The sequence below is a fragment of the Glutamicibacter soli genome (assembly GCF_003309065.1).
GTDB lineage: Bacteria > Actinomycetota > Actinomycetes > Actinomycetales > Micrococcaceae > Glutamicibacter > Glutamicibacter soli.
In genome coordinates, this window is record NZ_POAF01000006.1 from 73,033 (window position 1) to 85,974 (window position 12,942).

The 12,942-nt window shown below is 64.6% G+C and carries 11 protein-coding genes and 1 riboswitch; of the genes, 5 read left to right on the plus strand and 6 right to left on the minus strand.

The annotated features are described in order from the left end of the window. Window positions 1-135: 135 nt before the first annotated feature. The gene (locus C1H84_RS12860) at window positions 136-1,164 is read right to left on the minus strand and encodes a FecCD family ABC transporter permease (RefSeq protein WP_181728133.1); all 1,029 of its coding nucleotides are present in this window, start codon (window positions 1,162-1,164) and stop codon (window positions 136-138) included. Continuing rightward, window positions 1,161-2,123, minus strand: a complete 963-nt coding sequence (locus C1H84_RS12865; RefSeq protein WP_052772215.1) for a FecCD family ABC transporter permease — start codon at window positions 2,121-2,123, stop codon at window positions 1,161-1,163. Before C1H84_RS12865 ends, C1H84_RS12860 begins: the two co-directional genes overlap by 4 nt. A 188-nt stretch (window positions 2,124-2,311) precedes the next feature. Here C1H84_RS12865 and C1H84_RS12870 point away from each other — a divergent pair, with 188 nt between their 5' ends. Further along, window positions 2,312-3,346 carry an ABC transporter substrate-binding protein gene (locus C1H84_RS12870; RefSeq protein ID WP_047118124.1) on the plus strand — a complete coding sequence of 345 codons (1,035 nt, stop codon included), beginning with the start codon at window positions 2,312-2,314 and terminating at the stop codon, window positions 3,344-3,346. 75 nt (window positions 3,347-3,421) lie between these two features. On the opposite strand, the gene C1H84_RS12875 is transcribed toward C1H84_RS12870, so the two are convergent. Both C1H84_RS12875 and C1H84_RS12880 read right to left on the minus strand, forming a co-directional pair. Continuing rightward, complete coding sequence (locus C1H84_RS12875) at window positions 3,422-3,916, minus strand: CoA-binding protein (RefSeq protein WP_047118123.1); 495 nt, start codon at window positions 3,914-3,916, stop codon at window positions 3,422-3,424. Further along, window positions 3,916-5,283, minus strand: a complete 1,368-nt coding sequence (locus C1H84_RS12880) for an O-acetylhomoserine aminocarboxypropyltransferase/cysteine synthase family protein (protein ID WP_047118122.1) — start codon at window positions 5,281-5,283, stop codon at window positions 3,916-3,918. Before C1H84_RS12880 ends, C1H84_RS12875 begins: the two co-directional genes overlap by 1 nt. 111 nt (window positions 5,284-5,394) lie before the next feature. Then, a riboswitch (SAM riboswitch) is annotated at window positions 5,395-5,489 on the minus strand. A 113-nt stretch (window positions 5,490-5,602) separates the two neighbouring features. On the opposite strand from C1H84_RS12880, the gene C1H84_RS12885 reads away from it, so the two are divergent. From C1H84_RS12885 to C1H84_RS12895, 3 genes are all read left to right on the plus strand, one after another. Then, window positions 5,603-6,163: a histidine phosphatase family protein gene (locus tag C1H84_RS12885; protein WP_113607577.1), complete on the plus strand. Its 561-nt coding sequence runs from the start codon at window positions 5,603-5,605 to the stop codon at window positions 6,161-6,163. Between the two features lie 125 nt (window positions 6,164-6,288). Continuing rightward, window positions 6,289-6,786: an RNA polymerase sigma factor gene (locus C1H84_RS12890; RefSeq protein WP_113607578.1), complete on the plus strand. Its 498-nt coding sequence runs from the start codon at window positions 6,289-6,291 to the stop codon at window positions 6,784-6,786. Continuing rightward, on the plus strand, window positions 6,783-7,412 hold the full coding sequence (locus tag C1H84_RS12895) for a methylated-DNA--[protein]-cysteine S-methyltransferase (protein ID WP_113607579.1): 630 nt from the start codon (window positions 6,783-6,785) through the stop codon (window positions 7,410-7,412). Before C1H84_RS12890 ends, C1H84_RS12895 begins: the two co-directional genes overlap by 4 nt. A gap of 115 nt (window positions 7,413-7,527) precedes the next feature. On the opposite strand, the gene katG is transcribed toward C1H84_RS12895, so the two are convergent. Together katG and C1H84_RS12905 are read right to left on the minus strand one after the other, a co-directional pair. Further along, window positions 7,528-9,711: a catalase/peroxidase HPI gene (katG, locus tag C1H84_RS12900; protein WP_047118118.1), complete on the minus strand. Its 2,184-nt coding sequence runs from the start codon at window positions 9,709-9,711 to the stop codon at window positions 7,528-7,530. Between the two features lie 94 nt (window positions 9,712-9,805). Further along, window positions 9,806-10,234: a Fur family transcriptional regulator gene (locus C1H84_RS12905; RefSeq protein WP_181728134.1), complete on the minus strand. Its 429-nt coding sequence runs from the start codon at window positions 10,232-10,234 to the stop codon at window positions 9,806-9,808. Window positions 10,235-10,988: 754 nt separating this feature from the next. Here C1H84_RS12905 and C1H84_RS12910 point away from each other — a divergent pair. Then, window positions 10,989-12,872, plus strand: coding sequence for a BCCT family transporter (locus C1H84_RS12910; RefSeq protein ID WP_047118117.1), 1,884 nt, complete (start codon window positions 10,989-10,991; stop codon window positions 12,870-12,872). The last annotated feature ends 70 nt before the right edge of the window (window positions 12,873-12,942 follow it).

Below are 12,942 nucleotides of genomic sequence, written 5' to 3' on the forward strand. Positions count from 1 at the left end.
CGCGCCGCCGCCGCGGTTTTCAAACTGGCGGACCGCGTTGTCCGCAAACTCCACCGAATTGTTATCAAAACCGCTGAAAACCACCGGAATTCCGGGGATAAATGTGCCTTGGGTCTCAGTCGGGCGTGCGGGGCGCTACCCGCGGACCTTCTGGGTTCCGCGATTGAGCAGGTACACCAGGTAGATGCCACCGATGCAGACGGTGACCACACCTACCGGCAGCTGGATCGGGGCGAAAAGCCGCTGGGCCAGCAGGTCTCCCAGCGCCAGCAGGAAGGCCCCGGTCAGCGCCGTCGGGATCAGGTTCAACGAGCCCCCGCCCACCAGGCGCCGCGCCAGCTGCGGGGCGACCAGCGCAACGAAAGCGATCGGGCCGGCCAGGGCGGTCACCGCGGAAACCAGCAGGACCGCCAGCGTCACCAGCACCAGCTTGGTGCGCTCGACCTTCATGCCCAGGGCGCTGGCCAGGTCGTCGCCCATCTGCAGCATCTGCAGGGACTTCGAGCCGACAAGCACCGCGGCTAGGGAGGCCAGCACGACAATCGACACGGGAATCACCCCGGCCCAGGTCACGCCGTTCAGGGTGCCGGCGCCCCACACTGCGGCGGCCATGGCCACGTCCAGTTCCGCGCGCAGTACCAGGTAGTGGTTGAACGAGGCAAGCACCGCGGAGACGCCGATGCCCACCAGGATCAGCCGGAATCCGTGGGTGCCGTTGCGCCAGGCCAGCAGGTACACCACGAAGGCGGTCAGCAGGCCGCCGGCCAGCGCGCCGAGGCTGGTGGCGAGGAATCCGCCGCCGACCACCGTCAGCACCACCAGCGCCCCGGTGTAGGCGCCGGTGGAGAAGCCGATGATGTCGGGGGAGCCCAGCGGGTTGCGGGTCAGCGTCTGGAAGACCGCGCCGGACACGGCCAGGCCGGCGCCGAAGACCAGTGCGGCGGTCGCCCGGGGCATGCGCCATTGCCAGACGACGGTGGTCTCCAGCCCCTCGCCGCCGCCGAAGAGGATCGTCAGGACCCGCCACGGGCTGAGAGAGTACTCGCCGCCGGATACCGCGAAGACGGTGGCCAGCAGGACGGCGGCCGCCAGGGCGAGCCCGACCGAGCGGGAGCGGGTGGAACGCTTGAGGCTCCGGGTCTTGTTGGTCGATACGATGCTCACAGGGCCGCCGCCTTGGGGCTGCGGGCCAGCATGATCAGCATCGGCGCGCCGATGAACGCGCAGACCACGCCGGCCTGCAGCTCGCCGGGAAGCATGACGCGGCCCAGCACGTCCGCGACGAGCAGGAGCATGGGTGCCAGCAGGCAGGTGTAGGCCATGACCCAGCCGGTGCCGGAACCTGCCAGCCGGCGCGCGGCATGCGGCGCCATCAGGCCGATGAAGCCGATGGCGCCCACCGCGGCGGTGGCCGAAGCAGCCAGGATGGTGATGGCGATCAGCACCAGGATGCGGGTGTTGCGCACGTTCACGCCCAGCGCGGTGGCCGCGTCGTCTCCGAGCGCCAGCCCGTCCAGCGACCGCGCGCAGAGCGCAGCGAGCAGGATTCCGACGGCGGTCAGCAGCGCCAGCGGAACGATGATGGAGGCGTCCCGGCCCTGCAGCGAACCGATGGTCCAGGCGCGCAGCTGGTCGAAGGCCTGCGGGCGCACTAGCGACAGGGCGGTGCCAAGTCCGGTGAAGATCGCGCCGATGGCTACACCCGAGAGCACCAGGCGCACCGGGTCCGAGGAACCCGCGCGGGGACGGCCGATCAGGTAGACCAGCGCTGCGGTGAGCAGGGCGCCGAGGAAGGCGAAGGGGACATAGCCGGCGAACCCCGAGACGCCCAGGAATCCGACAGCGGTCACGATGGCCAGCGAGGCGCCGGCGTTGACACCCAGGATGCCCGGTTCGGCCAGCGGGTTGCGTGTCAGCGATTGGGCCAGCAACCCTGCCACACCCAGCCCGGCGCCGGCGAAGACTGCCAACAGCGCGCGCGGCAGCCGCGAGGACAGGATGAGGCTGCGCTCGACGGACTCCACGGGATCTGCCAGCGCGGAAAAAATTTGTTGCAGGCTCAGGGATTTTGAGCCGATGGTCAGCGACACGGTGGCCAGAGCGACCAGCAGGACCGCCAGCATCGCGAGAATCAACAAATGTTTGCTCGGTGACTTGCTACGTTGCAAATCATCGGGTGGAGATAAGGTCTTCACGGTGTGGGGGTCGCACTTTCACGCTGAGAATGGTGACTGGAACACCTTATCGTGAATGTTGCAGTAGATGATGCTTACCTATCAAGCTGCGCGACTGAATACGGTATATTGGCGTTGTGAATTTCTTGAACACTCGTACTTCGTGGGGCCGCACCATCCTCGGCGCCACCGCTGCACTCATGGTTGCAGTCACCGCCGGCTGCGGCGCAGCCACCAGCACCTCGGACTCCAACGCCGGTAACAAGGACGTTGCCGTAGGCGGCCAGAGCTTCACGACCGCGGATGAGGAAACCGCCAAGTTCGGCTCGGATGCCGAAGCCGGCCAGTTCCCCCGCACCGTGACCCACGCCAACGGCACCACCGAAATCCAGGCCAAACCGCAGCGCGTGGTCGTGCTGGATACCGGTGAGCTGGACGCGGTGCTCTCCCTGGGCGTCACCCCGGTAGGCATCCCGTCCACCGAGGGCGCGAACTCCGTGCCGAGCTACCTGGCCGACGAGGTCAAGGATGCCAAGACCGTGGGCACCATCCAGGAGCTGAACCTGGAGGCCATCGCCGCGCTGAACCCGGATCTGATCATCGGCTCCCAGCTGCGCGCAGACAAGCTGTACAGCCAGCTCAACCAGATCGCCCCGACCGTCTTCTCCATCCGCCCGGGCTTCCCGTGGAAGGAGAACTTCCTGCTGGCCGGCGAGGCGCTGGGCGAGGAAACCAAGGCGGTTTCCGTGCTGAACGACTACCAGGCCAAGGCCACCGCGCTGAACGAAGACGTCGAGGGCGATCCGAAGATCTCGCTGCTGCGCTTCATGCCGGAGAAGATCCGCCTGTATGCCAACAAGTCTCTGATCGGCGTGATCCTGGCCGACGCCGGATTCTCTCGTCCGGACAACCAGGACATCGACGACCTGGCCGCAGAAATCTCCGCGGAGAACCTGGCGGATGCCGACTCCGACTGGCTGTTCTACACCTCCTACGGAACCCCGGAAGCCACCGGCGAGAAGGCCGCGGTGGAAGGTCCGCTCTGGGGCCAGATGCAGGCGGTCAAGGACGGCCAGGCCATCCGCGTGAACGACGACGTCTGGTTCCTGGGCCTGGGCCCGACCGGCGCCAACCAGATCCTGGACGACCTGCGCGGCTACTTGGTCAAGTAGCGCCGAAAAAGACAACACAGCGGTGCCGCCCTTCATTCAGAAGGGCGGCACCGCCGTGTTCGTCCCGGAGATTCCCTAGGCCAGCAGCTGGCGCTTGGAGGAAATCACGCCGGTGTTGAATCCGGCCAGGCGCAGCCCGCCGTGGAAGCGGGCATGCTCGATCTTCACGCAGCGGTCCATGACCACGTTCAGGCCCGCGGCCTCGGCACGGTGGGCCACTTCTTCATGCCAGGTGCCCAGCTGCAGCCACAGGGTCTTCGCCCCGACCGCCAGCGCCTCGTCCAGCACGCCCGGGATGTCCTCGTGCTTGCGGAACACCTCGACCAGGTCCGGGGACTCCGGCAGGTCGGCCAGCGACTTGTACACCGGCTGGCCCAGGATCTCGTCCAGCACCGGGTTGATGAAGTACACCTTGTACTTCGAGGAGGACAGCAGGTAGGTGGCCACGAAGTAGCTGGCCCGCGAGGGCTTGTTCGAGGCGCCGACAATCGCGATGGTCTTGGTGTCGCGCAGGATGTTCAGGCGCTGCGCGGCGCCCGGGCCCTGCCAGGTGCGTTCAGCGGTGCTCATTAGTTCGCTCCCTTCGAAGCGGCGGGAACGGCGCAGGATGCTCCGTCGTAGGCCGGTGCCGCGAAGTCGGACTCCAGCGTGCCTTCCTGCGAGGCGGCCAGCGCCTGGTCGAGGTCCCAGAGGATGTCCTCGACGTCCTCCAGGCCGACCGACAGGCGGATCAGGTCTTCCGGAACGCCGGCGGCGACCAGCTGTTCGGCGCTGAGCTGCTGGTGGGTGGTTGAGGCGGGGTGCAGCACCAGGGTGCGGGCGTCGCCGATGTTCGCCAGGTGGCTTGCCAGCTGCAGCGCGTCGATGAACTTGGCGCCGGCCTCGCGGCCGCCCTTGACACCGAAGCTGAAGACCGAGCCAACGCCCATCGGCAGCAGCTTGGCTGCCTGCTCGTGCTGCGGGTGGGATTCCAGCCCCGCGTAGTTCACGTAGGTGACTCGCTCGTCGGCTTCCAGCCAGGCGGCGACCTGCTTGGCGTTGGAAAGGTGGTTGTCCATGCGCTGGGGCAGGGTCTCCAGGCCCTGCAGCAGCTGGAAGGCCGACTGCGCCGGCAGCGCCGGGCCGAAGTCGCGCAGCTGCTCGCTGCGCAGCTTGGTCAGGAAACCGTATTCGCCGAAGTTGGCCCACCAGGAGACGTTGCCGTAGCTGGCCACCGGCTCGGTCATGGTCGGGAACTTGCCGTTGCCCCAGTTGAAGGTGCCTGACTCGATGACCACGCCACCCAGGGTCGTGCCGTGGCCGCCGATGAACTTGGTGGCCGAGTGGATCACGATGTCCGCGCCGTGCTCGATCGGGCGCAGGATGTACGGCGGAGTCAGCGTGGAGTCGACCACCAGCGGGATGTCGTGGCGATGCGCCACCTCGGCCAGTCCGGCCAGGTCCGCGATGTCTCCGGAAGGGTTGGCCACGACCTCGGTGTAGACGGCCTTGGTGTTCTCGCCGATCGCCGCCTCGAAATCGGCCGGGTCGTTGGAGTCGACGAAGGTGGTGTCGATGCCGAAGCGGCGCAGCGAGACGTCCAGCTGCGTAATGGTGCCGCCGTAGAGCTTGGCCGAGGCCACGATGTGGTCGCCGGCCTGGGCCAGCGCGGCGAAGGTGACGAACTCCGCGGCCATGCCGGAGCCGGTGGCTACCGCGCCGAGGCCGCCTTCCAGCGAGGCCATGCGTTCCTCGAACGCGGCCACGGTCGGGTTGCCGATGCGCGAATAGATGTTCCCGTACTTCTGCAGGGCGAACAGGTTCGCGGCATCGTCGGCGTCCTTGAAGACGAACGAGGTGCTCTGGTAGATCGGCACCGCGCGGGCGCCGTGCTCGGCATCGGGGGTGCCTCCGGCGTGCAGCGCGCGGGTGCGGAATCCAAACTTGTGGTCTGCCATGGTGGCTTATGACTCCTTGTCGATACGTTCTTGGCCTCCGTGCCGAACACGGAAGCCATCGAGGCAGGAATCCCGGTCAATGTCGCTTGAACGCCGGGTAGGCGGAAAGCAGCTCCATCGTTTCTGGCGGTAGCACCGTATCCACCGGCTGTGGCAGGTTGCTGCGGCGTCATCGAACCAGTTCTCTCGGCCGCTCGGGATGGTTGTAACAATCTTCGCAACATGACCGAAAATGACCCAACTATGAGTCGTAACGTTGCGTATTGCTTCCTTCGCCACAGATTCTTCGATATCTTTGCGCTGCGCCTATGCTCGAGTCATGGACACCGCGTTGGCATTGGTACGACATGGGCAGACCGACTGGAATCTGGCCGGCCGCCTGCAGGGCCGCACCGACATCGAGCTGAACGACACCGGACGCCACCAAGCGCGCAGCCTGGGGCGCTTCCTGAAGGGCAAAGGCTGGGACCTGCTGCTGGCCTCCCCGCTGGCCCGCGCCCAACAGACTGCGGCGCTGATCGCCGAGCAGCTTGGGGCCGAGACCGGACCGGCGGTGCCCACCCTGACCGAGCGCAGTTTCGGCCCGCTGGAGGGGCGCATCATGGCCGAGGTCAGCGATCTGGAAGCCGCCGAGGTGCAGCACGAACTGGAAACCCACCAGCAGATCCTTGACCGGGCGCTGCCTGCGCTGCTCCAGCTGGTGCAGGAGCACGCGGGGCGCAGGATCATGGTCGTCAGCCACGGCGCGACCATGCGCACTATCCGCGACGCGCTCGCCGGAAGCCGGCAGCCCCAGGGCGTGGAGAACGGCGAAGTGATCGACATCGACCTGAAGCGGCTGGAAGAAATCGCCGCTGACTTGGACACGGTGCGCCTGTAGCTGGCTTCTCCGATTGCGCCTTGGCGCCGCGGAGCAAAAAATTTTCGCTCCCGACCTCACAAACCGCCCCTGCGGTACGTTTACAAGGTGAGAGCCCGCAAGGGGAAGCAGCCGCCGGGAGAGCCATGCAGATACCGTTCGAACGGATTGTCCAGGACCATGGGCTGGCCGTGCTGCGTGTGTGCCGTGCCCTGCTGGATGAGCATCGCGCCCAGGATGCGTGGTCGGAAACGTTCCTAGCCGCGCTCAAGGCCTATCCGGATCTGCCGGATGATGCCAACGTGCAGGCCTGGCTGGTCACCATCGCCCATCGCAAGGCCATCGACGAACTGCGCAAGAACCCGTCCGAGGTGTTGGCCGAGGTGCTGCCCGAGACAGAAGTCGGGCAGGCGGGACGGCCCGAAGCCAGGATCATGGATGGAGAACTGTGGCAGGCGGTCAAGGCGCTGCCTCAGAAGCAGCGTTTCGTGCTCGCCTACCGGTACCTGGGCGGATTGAGCTACGCGCAGATCTCGCAGATCCTTTCAGGTTCCGAAGCGGCCGCCCGCCGCGCGGGCAGCGACGGAATCAAGAACCTGCGTACCCATTGGAAGCACGCGCAGATGCTGGAGGAGTTGTCATGAGCGAACGGACTGCCGCCGTCCCTGCAACGCGGGACGAAGAACGGATCCTGGCCGAATTGAACAAAAAATTTGTTCATGATGCCCGCAGCCAGCAGCTGATCGAGATTTCCTACCGCATTGTCGACAGCCCGATCGGTGCTCTGCTGCTGGCCTCCACCGAGGCCGGGCTGGTCCGGGTGGCCTTCGAGACCGAGGGGCATGAGCGCATCCTCGAGGTGCTCGCGCACAAGGTGGGTCCGCGGATCCTGAAGGACGACCGGTCGCTCGACGATGCGGCCAGGCAGCTCGACCAGTACTTCTCCGGTTCGCTGCAGGAATTCAGCCTTCCGCTGGACCTGCGGCTTTCCACCGAGTTCCGTCGGCAGGTGCAACTGGAACTGGGCCGCATCGCCTACGGGCGGACGCAGAGCTACGCCCAGGTGGCCGAGCACATCGGCAAGCCGAAGGCGGTGCGGGCCGTCGGCTCGGCCTGCGCCACGAACCCGCTGCCCATTGTGCTTCCATGCCACCGCGTGCTGCGCACGGACGGTTCGCTGGGCGGCTACCTCGGGGGACTGGACGTGAAAACGCAGCTGCTGAAGCTGGAGAACCCGGAATTCGACGGCGGCGAAGCCACCCTGTTCTGAGCATGCCGCCAACACTGTGCCGGCAGCAACTGCAAATGAAGAGACCGGTGGCCGCCGCCTTCCCGAAGGAAGGCGGCGGCCACCGGCTTCTCAGCTAGAAGCTAGCGCAAGGGAACTAGTTCTTGCGGGCCAGCTCGAAGCGGTCTGCGTCCATGAGCTTGGCCCAAGCCGCTGCGAAGTCCTTGACGAACTTCTCCTTGGCATCGTCCGAAGCGTATACCTCGGCGAGGGCGCGCAGCTCGGAGTTGGAACCGAAGACCAGATCCACGCGGCTGCCGGTCCAACGGCCGTCGGTGGTGGTGTAGGTCTGCTCGTCTGCCGACGGGGTCCACTCTAGGCCGAGCTCCAGCAGGTTCGCGAAGAAGTCGTTGGTCAGTGCGCCCGGGGTGTCGGTGAAGACGCCCAGGTTGGAGCCGTCCCAGTTATTGCCGATAACGCGCAGGCCGCCGAGCAGCACGGTCATCTCCGGAGCCGACAGGCCCAGCAGATTCGCGCGGTCGATCAGCAGGTACTCGCTTGGCAGGTCCAGGAAGCCCGAGTCGTAGTTGCGGAAGCCGTCGGCGACCGGCTCCAGCCAGGCGAACTGCTCGACGTCGGTCTGCTCCTGGGTGGCGTCTACGCGACCCGGGGTGAACGGAACTTCTACCTGCTGGCCTGCGGCCAGGGCAGCCTGCTCGACACCCACGTTGCCGGCCAGGACCACAACATCGGCGAAGGAAGCCTTGATCTCGGAGGTGGCGTTGAACTGGTCAACGATTTCCTCGAGCTTGGCGATCACCGGCTTCAGCTGCGCTGGCTGGTTGACCGACCACGAAACCTGCGGCTCCAGGCGGATGCGGCCGCCGTTGACGCCGCCGCGCTTGTCCGAGGAACGGAAGGTCGCTGCGGCCTTCCACGCGGTGGAGACCAGCTGCTGCACCGACAGTTCGGCGCCGTTGATCAGGGACTTCAGCTCGGCGATTTCCTTGGCACCCAGGGTGACCTCAGGAGCTGCCGGCAGCGGATCCTGCCAGAGCAGATCCTCGGCCGGAACCTCCGGGCCGAAGTAGCGGGACTTCGGGCCCATGTCGCGGTGGGTCAGCTTGAACCAGGCACGGGCGAAGGCATCGGCGAACTGGTCCGGGTTCTCCTTGAAGTTCTTGGAGATCGGGCCGTAGATCGGGTCGAAGCGCAGAGCAAGGTCGCTGGTTAGCATGCGCGGTTCGCGGTGCTCCAGGGTATCGAATGCCGGCTGGACCAGGCCTGCGCCGCCGCCGTTGACCGGGCGCCATTGCTTGGCACCTGCCGGGGACTCGAAGAGCTCCCACTCGTAGGCGAAGAGGATGTGGAAGAACTCGTTGTCCCAACGGGTTGGGTGGTAGGTCCAGGTGACCTCGAGGCCGGAAGTCACGGTGTCCGCGCCCTTGCCGGTGCCGTGGCCGTTCTTCCAGCCCAGACCCTGCATTTCCAGCGGGGCTGCTTCCGGATCCGGGCCGATCTTGTCATCGGCGTGGGCGCCGTGGGTCTTGCCGAAGGTGTGGCCGCCGGCGATCAGGGCTACGGTCTCTTCGTCGTTCATGCCCATGCGGCGGAAGGTTTCGCGGATGTCGATAGCCGAAGCCAGCGGATCCGGGTTGCCGTCCGGGCCCTCAGGGTTGACGTAGATCAGACCCATCTGGACTGCAGCCAGGGGGGCTTCCAGGTCGCGCTTGCCGGTGTAGCGCTCGTTGTCCAGCCACACCTTCTCCGGGCCCCAGTAGACGTCGTCGTCAGCTTCCCAGACGTCCTTGCGTCCGCCGCCGAAACCGAAGGTCTCGAAGCCCATGTCTTCGAGAGCCACGTTGCCGGCAAGCAGGATCAGGTCGGCCCAGGAGATGGCCTGGCCGTATTTCTTCTTCACTGGCCACAGCAGACGGCGAGCCTTATCCAGCGACACGTTGTCCGGCCACGAGTTCAGTGGCGCGAAGCGCTGCTGGCCTGCGCCGCCGCCGCCACGGCCGTCGTGGGAGCGGTAGGTGCCGGCGGAGTGCCATGCCATGCGGATGAAGAACGGACCGTAGTGTCCGAAGTCTGCTGGCCACCAGTCGTGGGACTGGGTCATGATTTCAGCCAGATCGGCCTTGACGGCCGCGAGGTCGAGGGCGCTGAAGGCCTCGGTGTAGTCGAAGTCCTCGTCCAGCGGGTTCGAAACCTGCTGGTTCTTGGCCAGGATCTTCAGGTTCAGCTTGCTCGGCCACCACTCGGTGTTGGCGTTGCCCTGGGTTGGGTGCACTCGGCCAGCGCCGACTACTGGGCACTGACCTGCTGTCGTCTCAGACATATGCTCTTCCTTCCGGTTTAAGGGGTTTTTGGGGCAGCGTCCGCCGGGAGGCTTTCAGCCCATCCGGCGGGGCTTGGGAACTAAGGGGTGCTTTTCAGCTGTTCAAGGCTTGGCAATCCGGGCATTTGCCCCAGTAGATCACTTCGGCTTCATCTATCTGGAAGCCGTGATCGTCTGAGGCGTGCAAACACGGAGCTGCCCCGACCGAACAATCGACATCCGCCAGATGCCCGCAGGAGCGGCACACCACATGGTGGTGATTGTCGCCAACGCGGGTCTCATAGCGGGCGATGTGCCCCTGAGGCTGGATCTGCCGCACAACACCCAGACTCGTGAAGAGCTTGAGCGAGTCGTATACCGCCTGGTGGGACACATGCGGATGCTCCTCATGCACAGCCGAAATAATGGTTTCGGTGTCGGCATGGGGGTTCGCAGTCACCGCGGCGAGTACCGCAACACGAGGTTGCGTCACCCGCATGGATGCCTCTTTCAGCACCTGCTCGATCCCTGCCTTTGATGTCATGTCTCAAGCATGCCTACTTATTTTGAATGAGTCAAGATAAGAATTGGTGTGTTGCGGGTTACTTTTTTCCGAACAAGGGATGAATGTCCTCGAATATCGCTTGACATGTATATATGCGTCTCCATGGATGTAATTGGTTTCAGGGATCACAACTCTCCCTGATCCATGTGGTGGCCACGGAACTGCGCGCTTCGAGGTGGCGCGCGCCGCTCTCGGGCGTAGCGGGGCATCTTTGAGCGGTGTGAATTTCTTGAATTCACGATCATGAGAAAAAGTTTTCTGCAATCTTTCAAAAATCCCTTGTCGAAAATATCCGAATATATCCAACTTTATTGCGGTATAAATTAGACAAATTCAACCGGCGACGAAGCTCACATTCGATGCCTGCATCCCTCTAGTCACGGGAAACATCGATTGTAATTCCGTGGAATAGAAGCGCTGACTGATTTGTGAAGTTTGACCTTGCTGTCGATCTCGCTAATGATGGAAAAGCCCTAATTGGGCCCGTTTGAGCCAAGGTTCGACAAATAATTTCCGCCAAATTGCCTGGTTTGTACGTAGAGTATGGGCACAAGCACGCAAGCTTTCATCGTGTGCCGCGGGTCGATCTTGGATTCAGTGAACCGAAGCAGTCAAAGCAATCCTCAACCGAATGCACTAGCCGGATGGCGTTCCCCCGCAAGGGAGCTGGCGCCCCCGATAGTCAGGTGGCCGATATGCTCGGCCCCTGCCTGGCTGGTGGGGAAAGAACGCAATGAAGCAGAGTGACCAATCAATAGAAGAGATCGTTGGCGAGCTGCACTCAGCTCGGCAGCGTAAGCCGAAGAAGTACAAGCTCGAAGGCACCGACTACTGGGTGTTCGGCATTGCCGGAGCACTCGCACTGGCCTTCATCATCTGGGGTTTCATCACGCCCGATGGACTGGGCACAGTAGCGGACGCAGCCCTTGACTGGGTCATTACCAATACGGGCTGGCTGTTCATCATCGCCGCCTCGGTCTTCGCCGTCTTCGCCATCGTCGTGGCGGCCAAGAACTTCGGCCGCATCCCGCTGGGCAAGGACGACGAGAAACCTCAATTCAGCACGGTGTCGTGGATTTCCATGATGTTCGCAACCGGCATGGGCATCGGACTGGTGTTCTACGGTGTCGGCGAACCCCTGTTCTTCTACATGTCCCCTCCACCGGGAACCGTCGAGGGGCAGACGGATGCGGCGCTGAGCACCGCCATGGGCACCACGCTGTTCCATTGGACCCTGTTCCCGTGGGCCATGTATGCAATCGTGGGCCTGGGCATGGCCTACGGCAGTTTCCGCCTGGGGCGCCCGCAGCTGTTCTCCTCGATGTTCACCCCGATCTTCGGCGACCGGGCCATCCATGGATGGGGCGGCCGCGTCATCAACATCCTGGCCATCATCGCCACGCTGTTCGGCTCGGCCTGTTCCCTGGGGTTGGGCGCGTTGCAGATCGGCGGCGGCATCCAGGCCACCGGCATGATGGAAAAGGTCGGATCCGGAGTCCTGGTCGTGATCATCGCGATCCTTACGGCGCTGTTCGTGGCCTCGGCGGTCTCCGGCATCGAGCGCGGCATCCAATGGCTGTCGAACACCAATATGGTGCTGGCAGTGATCCTCGCCCTGATCGTGTTCATCGGCGGGCCGACCCTGTTCATCCTCAACGTCATCCCGAACGCCATCGGTTCGTTCATCGGCGACCTGCCGCAGATGGCCTCGCGCACCGCGGCCTCGGGCGATGAAGCGGTTTCCTCCTGGCTGTCCTCGTGGACCGTGTTCTACTGGGCCTGGTGGGTCTCCTGGACCCCGTTCGTGGGCCTGTTCATCGCGCGTATTTCCCGCGGCCGCACCATCCGCCAGTTCGTGACCGGCGTGCTGCTGGTGCCTTCCACGGTGACTCTGCTGTGGTTCGCGATCTTCGGCGGCGGAGCCATCGGCATCCAGGAGCGCGCGGAGCGTGCCGGGGATACCTCGGCGCAGTTGGCGCAGATCGTGGACGGCGCTCCGGACATCAACTTCGACCTGATTCTCTTCGACATGCTGGGACAGCTTCCGGTTGCCGGATGGGTGTCGGTGGTGCTGATGGTGCTGGCAGTGCTGCTCATCGCGATCTTCTTCGTCACCGGAGCGGACTCCGCGTCCATCGTGATGGGCGCCCTGAGCGAGAAGGGCGCCGAGAACCCCACGCGGAAATCGGTCGTCTTCTGGGGTGTGGCCACCGGAGCGGTGGCTGCCGTGATGCTGCTGGCGGGCGGCGACAATCCAGCCGAAGCGCTGAACGGCCTGAAGAACATCACCATTGTGTCGGCGCTGCCGTTTGTCGTCGTGATGCTTCTGTTGTGCGTGGCCATCTGGAAGGACCTGAGCAAGGATCCGCTGGTGCTGCGCAGCACCGTGGCGCGCCAGGTCCTGGAGAATTCGGTCTCGCGCGGCGTGGACCGCCATGAGGGCGGCGGATTCAGTCTGATGACCACCGAGATTCCGGTGGTCGAGGCGGCGAAGCTGGGCACCGAGGACGGGACGGTGGTGGAAGAGCGCGAAGTGCTGCTGGCCACCGAACCAGCTGACCCAACCGAGCCAACCGACACGGCCGGGCCGAAGCCCGGCGATCCGAAGAAATCCTGACATCGACTGATGGGTTGCCCCGGCAAGGCAACCGGAACTGAACAAGCTGGCCGGGCCCGTGCATGGTGCA